The sequence below is a fragment of the Candidatus Symbiopectobacterium sp. NZEC135 genome (assembly GCF_025962695.1).
This window is the reverse complement of record NZ_JAGFPF010000019.1, coordinates 1-16,598: the sequence shown is the minus strand read 5'-3', so window position 1 is coordinate 16,598 and position 16,598 is coordinate 1. Positions and strand designations below refer to the sequence as shown.

At 56.1% G+C, this 16,598-nt stretch carries 14 protein-coding genes; 5 read left to right on the top strand and 9 right to left on the bottom strand.

The window, feature by feature from the left end:
* Positions 1 to 32: 32 nt before the first annotated feature.
* From J5224_RS11765 to J5224_RS11730, 8 genes are all read right to left on the bottom strand, one after another.
* Complete coding sequence (locus tag J5224_RS11765; RefSeq protein WP_264625557.1) at positions 33 to 1,421, bottom strand: MFS transporter; 1,389 nt, start codon at positions 1,419 to 1,421, stop codon at positions 33 to 35.
* Between the two features lie 226 nt (positions 1,422 to 1,647).
* Positions 1,648 to 3,012, bottom strand: coding sequence for an ATP-dependent RNA helicase RhlE (gene rhlE, locus J5224_RS11760; protein ID WP_264625556.1), 1,365 nt, complete (start codon positions 3,010 to 3,012; stop codon positions 1,648 to 1,650).
* A gap of 197 nt (positions 3,013 to 3,209) precedes the next feature.
* Positions 3,210 to 4,013: an IucA/IucC family C-terminal-domain containing protein gene (locus tag J5224_RS11755; RefSeq protein ID WP_264625555.1), complete on the bottom strand. Its 804-nt coding sequence runs from the start codon at positions 4,011 to 4,013 to the stop codon at positions 3,210 to 3,212.
* Entirely contained in the window at positions 4,006 to 4,833 is an 828-nt protein-coding gene (locus J5224_RS11750) for an ABC transporter ATP-binding protein (RefSeq protein ID WP_264625554.1), read from the bottom strand. Before J5224_RS11750 ends, J5224_RS11755 begins: the two co-directional genes overlap by 8 nt.
* 9 nt (positions 4,834 to 4,842) lie before the next feature.
* The gene (locus J5224_RS11745; protein ID WP_264625553.1) at positions 4,843 to 5,883 is read right to left on the bottom strand and encodes a FecCD family ABC transporter permease; all 1,041 of its coding nucleotides are present in this window, start codon (positions 5,881 to 5,883) and stop codon (positions 4,843 to 4,845) included.
* Complete coding sequence (locus J5224_RS11740) at positions 5,876 to 6,865, bottom strand: FecCD family ABC transporter permease (protein ID WP_264625552.1); 990 nt, start codon at positions 6,863 to 6,865, stop codon at positions 5,876 to 5,878. The genes J5224_RS11745 and J5224_RS11740 overlap by 8 nt, the downstream gene beginning before the upstream one ends.
* Positions 6,862 to 7,779, bottom strand: a complete 918-nt coding sequence (locus J5224_RS11735) for an ABC transporter substrate-binding protein (RefSeq protein WP_413544669.1) — start codon at positions 7,777 to 7,779, stop codon at positions 6,862 to 6,864. The genes J5224_RS11740 and J5224_RS11735 overlap by 4 nt, the downstream gene beginning before the upstream one ends.
* 49 nt (positions 7,780 to 7,828) lie before the next feature.
* Complete coding sequence (locus tag J5224_RS11730; RefSeq protein WP_413544670.1) at positions 7,829 to 9,958, bottom strand: TonB-dependent receptor; 2,130 nt, start codon at positions 9,956 to 9,958, stop codon at positions 7,829 to 7,831.
* A gap of 441 nt (positions 9,959 to 10,399) precedes the next feature.
* Here J5224_RS11730 and cecR point away from each other — a divergent pair, with 441 nt between their 5' ends.
* The 5 genes from cecR to J5224_RS11705 are packed head-to-tail and all read left to right on the top strand — an operon-like array spanning position 10,400 to position 16,121.
* Positions 10,400 to 11,089 (top strand): transcriptional regulator CecR, encoded by a 690-nt coding sequence (gene cecR / locus J5224_RS11725; protein ID WP_264625550.1) that lies wholly within the window; start codon positions 10,400 to 10,402, stop codon positions 11,087 to 11,089.
* A 23-nt stretch (positions 11,090 to 11,112) separates the two neighbouring features.
* Complete coding sequence (gene hlyD / locus J5224_RS11720; protein WP_264625549.1) at positions 11,113 to 12,111, top strand: secretion protein HlyD; 999 nt, start codon at positions 11,113 to 11,115, stop codon at positions 12,109 to 12,111.
* Complete coding sequence (locus J5224_RS11715; RefSeq protein ID WP_264625548.1) at positions 12,108 to 13,850, top strand: ATP-binding cassette domain-containing protein; 1,743 nt, start codon at positions 12,108 to 12,110, stop codon at positions 13,848 to 13,850. Before hlyD ends, J5224_RS11715 begins: the two co-directional genes overlap by 4 nt.
* On the top strand, positions 13,843 to 15,003 hold the full coding sequence (locus J5224_RS11710; RefSeq protein WP_264625547.1) for an ABC transporter permease: 1,161 nt from the start codon (positions 13,843 to 13,845) through the stop codon (positions 15,001 to 15,003). Before J5224_RS11715 ends, J5224_RS11710 begins: the two co-directional genes overlap by 8 nt.
* A gap of 11 nt (positions 15,004 to 15,014) precedes the next feature.
* Positions 15,015 to 16,121 (top strand): ABC transporter permease, encoded by a 1,107-nt coding sequence (locus J5224_RS11705; protein ID WP_264625546.1) that lies wholly within the window; start codon positions 15,015 to 15,017, stop codon positions 16,119 to 16,121.
* A 57-nt stretch (positions 16,122 to 16,178) separates the two neighbouring features.
* Here J5224_RS11705 and J5224_RS11700 read toward each other — a convergent pair.
* Positions 16,179 to 16,598, bottom strand: a 420-nt coding sequence (locus tag J5224_RS11700) for a Bax inhibitor-1/YccA family protein (protein ID WP_264625545.1), incomplete at its 5' end; no start/stop codon positions are given.

Sequence of the window (16,598 nt, the reverse complement as noted above, 5' to 3'; positions counted from 1 at the left end):
GACGGGCAGGAAAAGCAAGCGTTACGCTGTCGCTAGCCTTTGTCCGCGACCGAGGGATTGAAGGCCTGACGCGTAAAACTCAGCATACATGCCAACGCCGCCGTACCGCACCCCATATAAAGCGCATAGTAACCGCCCTGCATATCAAATCGCGCCAGTAACATACCCACCAACGCCGTGCCGCTGGACTGCCCTATCAGGCGCGCGGTGCCTAGCATACCGCCTGCGGCACCGCTGCGTTGGCGCGGTGCCGAAGTGACCAACAGGCGATTGTTGGGCGATTGAAATAACCCGAACCCCGCGCCGCACAGGGCCATGCGCCAGGCGATACCGGCCATGGTGGTGACGGGGGAAAGCTGGCTCAATGCCAACATCCCAACAGCAAGCAGCAGCAAACCAACACCGCCCAGTATGGCAGGTGACATCCGATCGGAAAGCTTTCCTGCCACCATAGCCATAACGCCGGTTGCCAACGGCCAGGGCGTCATCATTAATCCCACTTCGGCCGGCGTCAGTGCCAGTTCATGGTGAAACAGAAACGGCAGAGAAACAAAGGCCAGCATTTGCGTGGTGAAGGAAGCGATTGAGGTCGCCAGCGACAAACTGAACACCGGAATGCGCAGCAAATCAAACGGAAATAGCGGTGCGGTGGCAGACGCTTCCCGGCGCACTAACAGTAAGGTAGCAACCAATGCCAGCGCCAGTTGTCCACCGATCAGCACGGCATTACTTTTATGACCGATGCTCTCAATGGCGGTAATGGCCAAGCCGATCATCAGAGCACTCAATATGGCGCTCACACCGTCGAACGGCTGCTGACTACGATCGTTATCCGGTAGACTGCGCATTGCCAACAGAATGGCCGCAAGGCCAAGGGGCAGATTGATGGCAAACAACCACGGCCAGGAGGCGACGGACAAAATGCCCCCCGCCAGCGTGGGCCCCACGGTGGCGGCCATCGCCACCACCAGTGCGTTAATACCAATTGCACCGCCCAGCTTGGCGCGCGGCACGATGTAGCGGATTAACGCGGTGTTCACGCTCATCAGCCCCGCAGCACCGATGCCCTGCACCACGCGCGCCAGCGTTAACAACGGCATGCTGTTCGCCAACATGCAGGCCAGCGACGACAGGATAAACAGGGTCAATCCGTACATGTACACCGTACGATAGCCGTAAATCTCGCCCAAACGCGCGAACGGAATCAGGCATACCACCACCGCCAACTGATAACCGTTAACAATCCAGATCGCGTTGGCCGCACTAATGTTGAAATCCGTAGCAATAACCGGCAATGCCACATTGGCGACCACAGCATCCATTACGGCCAGTGTAATGCTGATGGCAATGGTCAACATGGCGTAGTGGCGCTGCGGAAGCGGCAGACCATCTTCAGTGATACCGGGGGCGGCTGTTCTCATTATTCAGTCTTTATTCAGGCAAAGCGCGTCGGCTTGCGGATGAAGGCGAATTAAGCAGCTTACTGATAATCCAGAGTAATGGGAAGCCTGCCTAACACCGTCATTCCCGCGCACGCGGGAATCTCTGGCAGACTGCGCGTGTTTCTTCTGACAACGATCCCCGGCTTTCGCCGAGGATGACGAGGGCGAGTTAAGGGGAACGGCAGTTCCCCTGCGAAGGTTGTTATTACTCGCTTCTGGCGCGCGCCGGGCGACGCTGACCGTTACCCTGCGGACGCGATGCGGCAGGTTTACCCTGACCACCGCGACGTTGCTCTCCAGAAGGAGAACCTTCGCCACTGCGTTGGCGACGCGGTGCCGTACTGTGGCGTTCGCTGCCAGAACGATCGCCGCCACGCGGCACACCACGCTGGCTTTGACGCCCATTTTGAATCGGCTCGGCCTTGATATTCGGATCGGGCTCAAAGCCCGGCAGCGCAATGCGCGGAATTTCGCGTTTCAGCAGTCGCTCAATATCGCGCAACAGCTTATGCTCATCGACGCATACCAGCGACAACGCTTCACCGGTCGATTCTGCACGGCCGGTACGACCAATACGGTGCACGTAGTCTTCCGGCACGTTGGGCAGCTCATAGTTCACTACATGCGGCAGTTGATCGATATCCAGACCGCGCGCAGCGATATCCGTTGCCACCAATACCCGAATCGACCCTTCCTTGAAATTCGCTAACGCACGGGTACGGGCTCCCTGGCTCTTGTTACCATGGATAGCCGCAGCGGTAATGCCGTCTTTGCCCAATTGCTCAGCCAGATGGTTCGCACCGTGCTTGGTGCGGGTAAACACCAGCACCTGCTGCCAGTTCTCTTTGCCGATCAGCAAAGAGAGCAGCTCGCGCTTGCGTTTCTTATCGACAAAGTGCACGTTCTGGGTCACCAGTTCCGATGGCGTATTGCGACGCACCACTTCGACCGACGCCGGACGTGTCAGCAGCGTATTGGCCAGCGCCTTGATCTCATCAGAGAAGGTGGCAGAAAACAGCAGGTTTTGGCGTTTAGCAGGCAATTTTGCCAGCACACGGCGAATGTCGTGAATAAACCCCATGTCCAGCATGCGATCCGCTTCATCCAGTACCAATATTTCGATATGGGAAAGGTCAACAGCATTCTGGTGTTCCAGATCCAGCAGACGTCCCGGCGTTGCCACCAGAATGTCGACGCCACCGCGCAGTTTCATCATCTGTGGATTGATGCTGACACCACCGAACACCACCAGCGAGCGTAAGCGCAGGTACTTGCTGTATGCCTGTACGTTTTCACCAATCTGAGCGGCCAGTTCACGGGTCGGTGTCAGGATCAATGCGCGTACCGGGCGACGGCCTTTAACGTCACTGGGCTTGGTGCTCAGCAGTTGCAGCAGCGGCAGGGTAAAGCCGGCGGTTTTACCGGTGCCCGTTTGCGCGCTGGCCATCAAATCCTGGCCCGACAGCACCACCGGGATCGCCTGGCGTTGTACCGGCGTAGGTTCACGATAGCCCTGTTCTTCAACAGCACGGAGAATATCGGCGCTCAGGCCGAGAGATGAAAAAGACATAAGAGAAAACAACTCCAGATCCACCCTGACCGAGCCAAAGCCGGTGCAGTTTCCAGGGGGAACATCAGGCGGGTTTGCTGAGCCACCATCAACCAAGGAATAACGACGTGAGCAACAACCACAATGAACGGGCACAAACTACGGTGCATAAGACCGCTAGTGTAACAGAGATTTCACCTTCCTGATATGCCATCCGATTAGCGCTTATTCCTAAAAGGTAGCCGATGCGATTTATCGGGCCTCAGCAAAGGACAGGCTTGACAGAACGCCTGCGGCTGAGAGGCCTTGTAGTAGAAACAGCAGGTACGACGAAAGCGGACCCACTCTCCTTTCGCTGCCACCCAGGTTAGCGGGCGAAAATAGCCAGTAAGCGGGTTAGCGTCCAATCCAAACAGTGCGCCGGGTGCCTCGTGAACCACATAGTGAAAATCCTGTTTTACACGCGCTTCTGTCGCCGCATCAGCGGGTTGCATCCGATGCTCAAACAGTGAAAACAGCCGTACGGCGGTATTCTCCCACAAAATCCGCGACGAGATGCCTGACGCAGCCGACAGCACATGCCACAACGGCGTCAAATGTTCCGCGAATACACTACGGAGTATGGTATCGCGCCAACTCGCACGATCCGAATCCGACAAGGGTATTGAAAGCGATAAATCGTCCATCACCATATGCGACTGCCAAAGATGCCCATCGTGGCGCGTATCCAACAGGCAGTTCGTCAGCGCCATGTGTAGCCCTTTGTTGTACATCGATAAGGGATAAAAGGCAGCCGCCGTGGTAAGAAAAGCCACGCGTTTGCTTAACAGCGACGCGGTGATACCCAGCGAGGGAGCCCCCAACCGTGGTGCAAGCTGTTGCAACATACGCTGACAAGATGCCGTCTCCAGCATTGCCGACACCGGGAGCACGCTGCTGAACGGATAATCTGCCGCCGCAATCAGGTTAAAACGCGCGGCGAGGTGTGCCCGCTCTTCAGCGTGAAAGGAAAGATCACACATCGCGCACGCATTCCGGCTTTGGTGCATAACGCCCCAATGGAATACAGAGCGGCGTACCGAACACCGGGTCAGCGATGATGCGGCTATCGAGATCGAATACCGTTTTTATCAGCGTTTCTGTCAGGATCGCCTGTGGCGCGCCTTGCGCAAAGACTCCTCGTTGGTGAACCGCTACCATGTGATGCGCATAACGGCATGCCAGATTCAAGTCATGCAGTACCATGACGATGGTTTTGCTGTGTCGTTCGTTGAGTTCGCGCAGCAGATCGAGCACCTCAATCTGGTGTGCTAAATCGAGATAGGTGGTTGGCTCATCCAGCAGCACAATATCCGTATCCTGCGCCAACGTCATGGCGATCCACACCCGCTGACGTTGCCCGCCAGACAGGGTATCCACCACCCGTTCACCCAACGCTGTCAGACCAGTACTGTTCAGCGCCTGCTCCACTTTCTCTTCATCCTGCGTCGACCATTGGCGCAACCAACTTTGGTGAGGATAGCGCCCCATAGCAACCAATTGACGCACGGTCATACCCTCTGGGGCAATCGGTGTTTGCGGCAAAATTGACAGCTTCCGCGCGATGGCGTGGGTTGATTGATGATGAATATCCGCACCGTTGAGCATGACACTGCCTGAGGTTGGCGACAGCAAACGGGCAAAGGCTTTTAGCAAGGTGCTTTTGCCACATCCGTTGCTTCCGACGAAGACCGTGATGCGCCCGGCAGGCACCTGCAAATCCAGATGTTCAATAATCACCTGTCGGTCATATTGCAGCGTCAGAGCACGCCCTGAGAGCGGGAAAGGGTTTGGTGAATTCATCGTTATGCCTTAATGATGACGTTGCCGAATCAGTAAATAGAGAAAAAAAGGACTGCCTAACGCAGAAATAAAAATACCTGCTGGCAAATCCAACGGTAAAAAGAGCGTACGTCCCACCCAATCTGACACCACAACCAGATTGGCACCGATCAGTACCGTTGCCAGCGCACTACCAACAAAAGCTCGACCTACCAACCGCTTCGCCATATGGGGGGCAATCAACCCCACAAAGCCTATCGCTCCCGCGTGGGCGATAGCAGTGCCGGCCAGCGCAACGCTCAGCAACAGCAACGCGCTACGTCGCCGTTCCAACGCAGCCCCCACGCTCGTAGCAACATCATCGTCTAACTCATGGATCGGCACATGGCGCGCCAGTAGTGCCAATAGCGGTGCCACTAGCGCCAGCCATCCAGCCAGAGAGGTCACATCCTGCCAGTTAGCGCCATAAACACTGCCGGTCAGCCAGATGTAGGAGGAGAGTGTGGTATTGAATGGGCTAAGGAGCAGCAACCCCGTCGCCACCGCCCCCATCAAGGCGGAGATCCCTACCCCGACCAATACCAGACGATAAGGCGATACCCCCCGTCGCCAGGTCAGCAGGTAGATCAGCAGTGCCGTTCCCCAGGCTCCAGCGATAGCCGCCAACGGCATCCATCGCTGCCCGAGCACGCCCGCGCCGAAAGTGAGAAAAGCGACGGCGGCGGCAGACGCGCCGCTGGTAACCCCCAGCAGATCGGGTGATGCCAACGGATTGCGCACCAGGCTCTGCAATATCAGCCCCGAAAGCGCTAATGCCCCTCCCACCATCACCGCCAACACGATACGTGGCAGACGTAACTCCCATACGATAAAGGCGTTACCCTCGGTGGTCTGGTGCGGGGCCAACAGGATGTGCATCACCTCCCACGGTGAGAGCGGTACAGTACCTCGCGATAGCACCAGGAGTATCGTCACCAGCGTTATACCGAGCAGTGCAAGATTCCAGAGACACGCACGGCTATCCACCCGACGAGACAACATGCCGATACGTAGCGAGTATGCGTTAGCCATGACGCGCCTCCCGCCGAACCAACGCGATAAAATAAGGTGCCCCCAGCACAGCGGTCATGACGCCCAGCGGCAGTTCCTGCGGCAAAATCGCTATACGAGCCACCATATCCGCCCAAAGCAACAAACACGCACCCAGCAAGGCGCTGGTAGGGATCAGCCAACGGTGGTCGTGGGAACACAACCGACGGGCCATGTGTGGCACAATCAAACCGATGAAACCAATGTTACCCGCGATCGCCACTGCACTGCCCGCCAACGCAATCACACACACGCCCATCAGGCCGCGAATCCATCCGGTACGCAATCCTAACCCGCGCGCCACATCATCACCCGCCACCAAAATATTAATATGCGGTGCCAGTACCCGACTGAATACCAACCCCACCACCACATAAGGCAGCAAAGGCATCAGCAGATCGCTCTCTCGTCCAGCCACCGAACCCGCCAGCCAAAACAGCACGCTGTCCAATCCATCCTGGTTAATCACCAACATTGCTTGGGTAAACGAGAGGAAAAGCGCCGTGATCGCCGCCCCTGCCAGCAGAATTCTCACAGGGCTTGTAGCCCCCCGGCCCAACGAACCAATACCGAACACCACTCCCCCCGCTAATGCCGCACCGAGAAACCCAGCCCACACCAACGTCGCCAGCGATGCAGCACCTAACCACACACTACTCAGGACGATGAAAAAAATCGCACCAGCATTGACGCCGAATAACCCCGGTGAGGCCAGCGGATTGCGCGTCATCGCCTGCATTAGCACTCCGGCAACAGCCAGACTGGCACCGACCGTCAGGGCCATCAAGGTGCGCGCCAGACGCGTGGTCTGTACCAGAATATGTTCAATCTGCGTCGCATCTGGCTGAAGCCATGCGGCTAGCACGGTACGCGGTGCGATCGGTTGTGCTCCGACCATCAGGCTGGCAAAGCAGGAAATGAGCAATAGCAGCCCCACAGCACACAACACCCACACGGGCTTCATGGGGTTGTCTCCACAGGCAGTAGACGTTGTACGATCTCATCCAGTATCCGGTTCGCGCCTAAAATGCCTCCCGACAAACTCCAGGCCACACTGTCCACGGTGTAGACGCGCTCGCGTTGTGGGGCGGTCAGGCGTTGCCATAATGGGTGCGCTGTCCAGGTGCGGTAAAGTTGCGTCACCGCTGGTTTTTCCGAGCGCATAAAGACAAAAAACAGATCGGCATCCAACACCGGCAAGCTCTCTGGCGTGCTCAGTTTGCGCATCACGCTGAGCGGGTCAGCCTGAGTTCCCGGCCAGATAAAACCCACTTCCGAGAGTACTGAGCCGGCAAAACTGCGTGCTAAATATTGACGAATGTGATCATCACGAAACTCGATCAGAGAAACCCGGAGTGGCCACTGCGAACCATAATGAGCACGCAGGCGATCGCGCAATACCGACACTCGCCCCTGCCAGGCGGTGAGCAAACCCTGTGCTTGTGTCTCCCTGCCCAGCGCCTGCCCCATCAACTGCACGGTGCGTTTGAATTCAAACACATCCTCCATCGCTACCGTGGGTGCAATCTGCGACAACAGGGTATACACCCGCTCATGGCGAAAACGGGACGCGATGATCAAATCGGGTTTGAGCAATGCGATGGCTTCCAAATTCGGCTGCGTTTCCAAGCCGACATGGGGTACATCACCTAATGCGCTACGCAAATAGCGATACATCGGCTTTTCAATCCATGAATCCACGACGCCTACCGGCGTTATCCCCAACGCAACAGCCGTATCCGTTGCCCCCTGAAACAGGGTAACCACCCGCTTAGGCTGCCCGTTAATCACAGTTACGCCAAGCGCGTGTGACACCTGACGCGCCCAGCTTGTGGTAACCGATAACGACAGGCACAGCAGTACCAGCCATAACTTCAAATATCTCCCCATCCCGCAGCCACGGGCCACGAGACGGGATAAGTGATACTTAGAAATCAATGGAGTAGCCCAATGTCACGGTACGTCCACGCCCGGAGAAATAGCGGGTATTGGCCGCAGTCCCCAGCCCCACTGACTGCGAATAGTAAGTGATGTACTGTTTATCCAGCAGGTTAGCAACCGCCAGATTCACACGACCATAAGGCAGTTTGTAGCCCACCGCAGCATCCACCAGCAGATAACCGTCGAACCCTAGTCCGGCATCATCAAAACTGCGGCTGAAGGCGTAGTTGCCTTGGACAAACGTGTTCACCTTCTCCGTCCAGCTTGCCGACCAACTGGCGATCACCCGATCCGGTGCGATGTTCAGGCCGGTCATCTTTTTATCCAACTTGCCATCACCATCGCTGTCGCGCTTGCCTTCGGTATGGGCATAGGAAAGATTGACTTTATGCTGCTCATTAATCTGGTAACCGCTTCGGACCTCAACCCCTTGCACGCGGGTCTTCTCACGCTTGGAAACGAAATCATCATCGCTATTCAGCGTCACAGAATCCCCCAATTTGGCGCTGGAACGGAAATAGCTGGCTTCAAAATCAACGGCGCCCTGCTGAACCCGGAATCCCGTCTCAATATTTTTGGTCACCACCGGTTTTAGGTTATTCGCCCGGCTCAGATCGACCCCTTCGGTATCAATGTCGCGCAGTGCACGCCCGACATCCGGCATACCAAACCCTTCAGAGTAGTTGGCGAACAGACTCAGCGGTTCCCACGGTGAATAGACAATGCCAGCGTTATACAGCGTCTGGTTAAACTTGGGGGTTCCGCCTTTTACCGCCACGCCGTCATAAACACCGTTTTTATCTGCCGACTGTGTGCGATAGTCATCGACCTTAAGCTTGGCTATTTCGTGGCGCACGCCAGCATGCAACGTCACGTTATCCAGCAGCGCGTACTCGGTTTGTAAAAAAGGCGAGTAGTTGGTGTATTCGATTTCCGGCACATAGGTGCGTTTGGTCAGATAGAGATCCTGCTTGTTCTTATCCAGCAACACATCAAAACCCGCCGTCACTTTCAACGTATCGTCCAGAAGGTCGTCACGGGTGAGCGCGATTTTTGCCCCAAGTTTGGAGGATACCGCGCGGGATTGATCGTACAGCGTTTTGTTAGGCGCAAGGGTTATGTCCTGAAACGATGACGAATTGGTGGCACCGAACAGCGCTTCATACTCCTGGCTGAATAACAGCGTTGAGAGTTTGAATCCCGCCAGATTATTGTGATCGTAAGTAATGCCCGTGCTCCACACACTGTTAAACGGCGCATCGCCCGCTGGCGTACCGCGCACGGAGGTAGTCGGAATACCTTGCGCACGCACGCCATCGACGCTCAGGTAGTCATTTTCTCCGCGAATGTGGTAACGATTAACGCTCAATTGCACGCGCTGGTCGTCATTTAGCCAGTACCCTACCTTGGCCAACACATCGTAGGCGCGGGAATCCATGGTATCGCCCTGGGTGTTATCCACGCCGATGGCGCGTCCATTACCATCAAGAAAAAGTCCTTGATTTTCGTACCCCAGAGACACCAGATAATCGAGTTTATCCACGCGACCATCGACGCGGTAAGTGGTTTTATAGCTGGCCGTTTCGCTGCGGACTTTCTCGGTGGGCAGCGTGGTTTGCACGGAAACATGCTGATTGAACGCCCCGTTTTCCGGGCGACGGGTGATCAGGTTGATAACGCCACCGGTCGCACCCAGGCCATTTGTGGCATTGGCGCCGTGAATAACCTCAATCCGCTCGATCATGGAAAAATCGATGGTATGCATTTCACGTCCGGTAGGACGTAGCGGATTTGATTGTGGAATACCATCGACCAAAATCAGCGCCGACCGACCACGGAAGGTTTCACCGCTGCCGCTCATTTTTTGTCGGCTGGGGGCAAAGGCAGGCAACAAGTTACTCAACACCTGTGAGGAGTCTGACGTTACGCGCAACTGCTGCTCAATTTGCTGGCGGTTGATGATGGTTATCATCTGCGGTGCTTTAGGCTGTTCCACGTTGGAGCGCGACGCGCTGACCACCATTTCATCATTACCTGCGGTTCGACTTGTACCTTCTGCATAAGCGCATTGCGATACCCCCCACACCCACGGCGCCGCCGCCAATAACATGCGCATCCGAATCACGCGATCCTCCTGTTTTCACCTGATAATGAGACGCCGGGAACCCACATTGCCCGACATAAAAAAATCCGCCCAACACCACCCCAATTAGGAATGTCGTTGACGGACAGAATTCACTGCTAGCGCATGGCAGGTCGTATGCCGCCATGCGGTGATGTTCACGCACTATCGATAATGAGATTGTTAATGGTAATTATTACCATTACGAAGCAACAATAACAAGTTTTACGTTATATTTTCGTTATGCGAGCAATCACCTCTTTTTCATTACAAATTAGAAGGATATGGGAAATGCTTGTCGCCGGAAATCGCCAATCCAGTGCCGGCCCCCTGATAGAAGAAACAACCGCACCTGTTAACTGAGAATCAGGTCACATAAAAAATCCCAAAAACCACTAAATTTAATCATACGATTGATTAAATGGGGCTTATGCCATGCTTTTCCCGGCAACGTCGCCGACACGAGGCGATCAAACCAAGCAACGACTGTTACAGGCAGCCCTGGAGGTGTTTGGCGAGTTTGGCCTGCAAGCCGCAACCACGCGCGACATTGCCCGCCGTGCCGGACAGAACATCGCCGCCATTACCTATCATTTTCATTCCAAAGAGGGGTTATATCGCGCAGTGGCAAGCGCTATTGCCGATGAAGTGGCACACACCTATCTCCCTTTACGCTCAGAAATTACCGAGTATCTGCAACAGCCCGCAGGCACGCCAGAGCGCTACATGGCGTATCTGCAAAAACTGGTACTGAACTTTACTCGGCTGATGACCAGCCCAGAGACCTTGCACTTCAGCCGCTTTATGTCGCGCGAGCAGTTGTCACCGACGGACGCCTACCCGCTGATGCACGAGCGCATTATCGCGCCAATGCACCAGTTAATGACGCAACTGGTCGCTGGCTATACCGGGCTAGACAGCAGCGATCGCAGAACCGTTATCCATGCCCATGCGTTGATTGGTGAAGCGCTGGCGTTCCGCGTTGCCCGAGAAACCATACGGCTACGCGCCGGTTGGGACGATATCGGTTTGGAACAGAGTCTGGTGATTAACGATGTGGTGACACAACACATCGCGCTGGTGCTTGACGGCCTAAGAGCCGCCCAGCAGCGCGAATGCCTTTAGCCGGTCAAAAAGGGAAGCCTTCCATGAGTAAAGTTAAATCGCGCGTGACCATTCTGGTGCTTTTACTGTTGGCAGCCTCACTCTATGCGGGCTGGGCGCACTATGCACGCCGTGACACCCCCATCACGCTGTACGGTAACGTGGATATTCGCACGGTGAATCTGGCGTTTCGCGTCAGTGGACGTCTGGCAAGCTTGCAGGTGGATGAGGGTGACAGCGTTAAGGCAGGACAGGCGATCGCGGCGCTGGATAGCGCACCGCACCGTAATGCGTTGCGCCAGGCTGATGCCAATGTTGCCAGCGCAGCGGCCCAGTTGGCGCTGCTTCAGGAAGGTTATCGGCGTGAAGAGGTGGCTCAAGTGCGTTCTCAAGTGGACCAAGCGCAGGCCGCCTATGAATACGCCGACAAATTCTATCAACGCCAGCAAGGCATGTGGGGCAAGGGTGCCGTGGCACAAAATACGCTGGATGATGCCCGTTCAACGCGTCAACAGGCAAGTGCGACGCTGCAAGCCGCTAAAGAAAAATTGAGCCAGTTCGAAAGCGGTAACCGCCCGCAGGAGATTGCCGCCGCCGAGGCAGCAGTGGCACAGGCGCAAGCCGTACAGGCACAGGCCACGCTCGATCTGAGCGATACCACGCTAACGGCCCCTTCTGATGGTGTGATCCTCACCCGCGCTGCGGAAGCAGGTAGCATGCTCAGCGCGGGCGGCACCGTATTTACGCTCTCGTTGACCCGCCCGGTGTGGATTCGTGCCTATATTGATGAGCCACAGCTTGGACAAGCGAAACCGGGGCGAGAAGTGCTGATTTACACCGACAGCCGCCCCGACCACCCCTACCACGGCACGGTCGGATTTGTGTCCCCCAGCGCAGAATTCACCCCTAAAAGCGTAGAAACCCCCGCGCTGCGTACCGACCTGGTTTATCGGCTGCGTATCATCGTGAACGATGCGGACGACCTGCTGCGCCAAGGCATGCCAGTCACGTTGCGTTTCGCTACTGACAGCGTAACGCCATGAACAGCCCCATGCCACGCATTACGCTGGACGGGGTAGAGAAAACCTTTCCTGACAGCACCACGCCGGCGCTGAAACCGCTGACGGCCACGCTTGATGCGGGGGCGGTTATCGGCTTAGTGGGACCCGACGGCGCGGGTAAGACTACGCTGATTCGCATGCTGGCCGGCCTGTTAACACCGAGCAGTGGGACGCTGCGCGTGATGGGGCTCGATCCGGTTCAGGATGACCGGCAATTGCACGCCATCCTTGGTTATATGCCACAGAAATTTGGGCTATATGAAGACCTGAGCGTGATGGAAAACCTGACGCTGTACGCCGACCTGCGCGGCATTACCGGTACACAGCGTCAGGAAACTTTTGAACGTCTGCTGACGTTTACCGACCTCGCGCGCTTTACCACGCGTCTGGCCGGAAAGCTTTCTGGCGGCATGAAACAGAAGCTGGGACTGGCCTGCACCCTGCTAGGCCAACCTAATGTGCTGTTGCTGGATGAGCCGGGCGTTGGCGTTGATCCCATCTCACGACGCGAGCTGTGGCGCATGGTGCATGAGCTCGCCGACGACGGCATGCTGATCCTGTGGAGCACCTCTTATCTTGATGAGGCAGAGCAGTGTCGTGATGTGCTGCTGCTGAATAACGGCGAATTACTGTATCGCGGTGCGCCGCAAGATCTTACCGCCACCATGGCCGGTCGCTGTGTGTTGGCGCATGCCGATGGCGTAGCACACCGCACGCTGCTGCAACAGGCATTGCAGCACCCCGCCGTCAGTGACGGCGTCATTCAAGGCAAATATGTGCGTTTGATGCTGAAGGCTGGCGCAACCCCGTCCAGCCTGTGCGACACACTACCGCTGACGCCGGACAACATCGAAGCGACAGCCCCCCGCTTTGAGGATGCCTTCATCGATCTGTTAGGCGGCGGCCCCAAAGGGGATTCGTCACTGGCGCGCATTATGCCGCTCATCCCCGATGACGGCGACGACAAGGTGATTGAGGCCGGTCATCTGACCAAAAGATTTGGTGAATTTGTCGCGACCGATCGGGTCGATTTTACCGTGCGGCGCGGCGAAATTTTCGGCCTGCTCGGCCCCAACGGCGCGGGGAAATCAACCACCTTCAAGATGATGTGTGGTTTGCTCACGCCCAGTGAAGGCCATGCGCGCGTGCTGGGCATGGACCTTAAAATCAGCTCAGGCAAAGCGCGTCAGCATCTGGGCTATATGGCACAGAAATTTTCTCTGTACGGTAATCTTACGGTAGAACAGAACTTACGCTTTTTCTCTGGCGTTTACGGTCTACGTGGCCGCCAACAACGCGACAAAGTCGTGGCCATGACGCAGGCATTCAATTTTGCGCCAATAAGCCGACAAACGCCCGATGCCCTGCCGCTCGGGTTCAAACAGCGCTTAGCCCTGGCCTGCGCCTTAATGCACGAGCCGGATATTCTGTTTCTTGACGAACCCACCTCTGGCGTCGATCCCCTCACCCGTCGTGAGTTCTGGATGCATATCAACGGCATGGTCAGTCGGGGGGTAACCGTCATGGTAACCACTCACTTTATGGATGAAGCGGAATATTGCGATCGTATCGGGCTGGTTTATCGCGGCAAACTGATTGCCAGCGGTACACCCGATGCCTTAAAGCAGCAAACGGTGACGCCAGATATGCCCGATCCCAGCATGGAGCAGGCGTTTATTGCCCTGATTCATGCCTACGACGCGGAGAATGCCCATGATTAACGCCAACCACAGCCCCGTGTCGGGCAGCACCGCCTTTTCCTGGCGACGCTTGCGGGCATTGTGTCGTAAAGAGAGCAAGCAGATTGTGCGCGATCCCAGCAGCAGTCTGATTGCGTTTGTCATCCCCTTAATGCTGTTGTTTATTTTTGGCTACGGTATCAACCTCGACTCCAGTCGCTTACGCGTCGGTATTCTGCTGGAAGAACAGAGTGAAGCGGCGCGTGATTTGGCCCAAACCTTTGCCGCCTCCCCCTATATTGAACCGACCATCAGCCGCGACCGCCAGACATTGATTCAGCTGATGCAAGCGGGACGCATTCGCGGTTTGATCACCATCCCTGGCAATTTTGCCGAGCAATTGTCCCGGCCCGGAGGGCTGGCCCCGCTACAGGTGATCACTGACGGCAGTGAGCCGAATACCGCCAACTTCGTTTCCGGTTATGTGCAAGGGGTTTGGAAAGTCTGGCAGGAGCAGCGCGCATTGGCTCAGGGGGGAACCTTTACGCAACCCATTGAGGTACAACTGCGCTATTGGTTCAACCCGGCAGCCGTTAGCCAGCACTTTATCATTCCCGGTGCCATCACCATTATCATGACCGTCATTGGCGCCATCCTGACTTCGTTAGTGATTGCCCGCGAATGGGAACGCGGCACTATGGAAGCACTGCTGTCCACCCAGGTCACGCGTGCCGAGCTGCTGCTGGCCAAGCTGATCCCCTACTATGGGCTGGGCATGATAGCCATGGCGCTGTGCATGGTGGTGGCTGTCTTCGTGCTGCACGTTCCCTACCGCGGTTCGCTGTGGATACTGTTTGGCATCAGCAGCCTGTTTCTTGCCTGCACCCTCGGCATGGGGCTGCTAATTTCCACCCTGACGCGCAACCAGTTCAATGCGGCAATGGTGGCACTGAACGCCGCATTCTTACCGGCGGTCATGCTCTCCGGGTTTATCTTTGAAATTGACAGCATGCCAGCGTTGGTGCGCGCCGTCTCTTACATCATTCCGGCACGCTATTTCGTCAGTACGCTGCAAAGCTTATTCCTCACCGGTAACGTGGTCAGCATTTTGCTGGTCAATCTGGGCTTTTTAAGCCTTGCCACACTGTTTTTCATCGGGCTGACCGCGTTGAAAACGCGGCGCAGACTGGATTAGGAGGGATAACGATGTTTTACCGCTTATGGACGCTGATCGTCAAAGAGCTTCAATCGTTGCTGCGCGAACCGCAAACCCGCAGCCTGCTGGTGCTCCCGGTAGTGCTTCAGGTCTCTCTGTTTCCGTTTGCCGCGACGCTGGATGTCACCAATGCCACCATCGCGATTTATAGCGAAGACAGTGGACCGGCATCGATTGAACTGACACAGCGCATCGCCAACGCGCGCACCTTCTCTCAGGTATTAACGCTGCGCAGCCCGCAGGCCATCGCGCCAACTATCGACAACCAGAAAGCGTTACTGCTGGTACGGTTTCCGCCCGACTTCTCCCGCGACCTGGTCAACGGCAACAGCACCTCGCTGCAAGTGATTCTGGATGGACGGCGTTCTAACAGCGCGCAAATTGCGGCAAATGATATACAGCAGATTGTTCAGGATTATGAACGCGAACTGATGGCAGGAAAAACGCGCAGTAATCAGAGCGAACTGGTGGTGCGTCACTGGTATAACCCGAATCTCAACTACAAGTGGTTTGTGGTGCCTTCGCTTATCGCCATGATCACGACCATCGGCGTGTTGATTGTGACGGCGCTCTCTGTCGCGCGCGAGCGTGAGCAAGGTACGCTGGATCAACTGCTGGTATCGCCGCTGGCGACCTGGCAAATTTTTATTGGTAAAGCGGTCCCGGCGCTAATCGTCGCCACCGGCCAGGCTACCATCGTGCTGCTGGCAGGGATCTTTGCTTACCAGATTCCGTTTGCCGGTTCACTGCTGCTGTTCTATTCCGCGATGCTGCTGTACGGTTTGTCGCTGGTGGGATTTGGTTTACTGATTTCGTCGCTGTGCGCCACGCAGCAGCAGGCGTTTATCGGCGTGTTTGTCTTTCTGATGCCCGCCATCCTGCTCTCAGGCTACGTCTCACCGGTGGAAAACATGCCGCTGTGGTTACAGAACCTGACCTGGGTAAATCCCATCCGTCATTTCACTGACATCACCAAGCAAATTTACCTGAAAGGGGCCGATTTCAGCGTGGTATGGCACAGTCTGTGGCCGCTGCTGGCTATCACAGCGACGACCGGCAGCGCGGCCTACGGGTTGTTCCGGCGAAACATGGCGTGAACCGCCAAAAAAAAGCCCCGCACGTATTACGTACGGGGCTATGTATCGTGTTGCGTCTTAGCGACGGTTGCCGAAAATGCGCAGCAGCATCAGGAACAGGTTGATAAAGTCCAGATACAGTGTCAATGCGCCCACGATGGCGTATTTGCGGAAGTTATCGCTGTCGTCCGCAGAGAGTTGCTCACCGATATTTTTCAGTTTTTGCGTGTCGTAGGCCGTTAGCCCGACAAACACCACTACGCCAATATAGGTCACCGCCCACATCAAGGCATCGCTTTTCAGCCAGATATTAACCAACGATGCCAGCACGATACCGATTAGCCCCATGAACAACATGCTACCCAAGCCGCTCAGGTCGCGTTTGGTGGTGTAGCCATACAGGCTCATGGCACCAAACATTCCCGCCGTAATGACAAAGGTGCTGGCGATCGATTGCCCGGAATAGAGGATAAAGATGCTGGAGAGCGTCAATCCGGT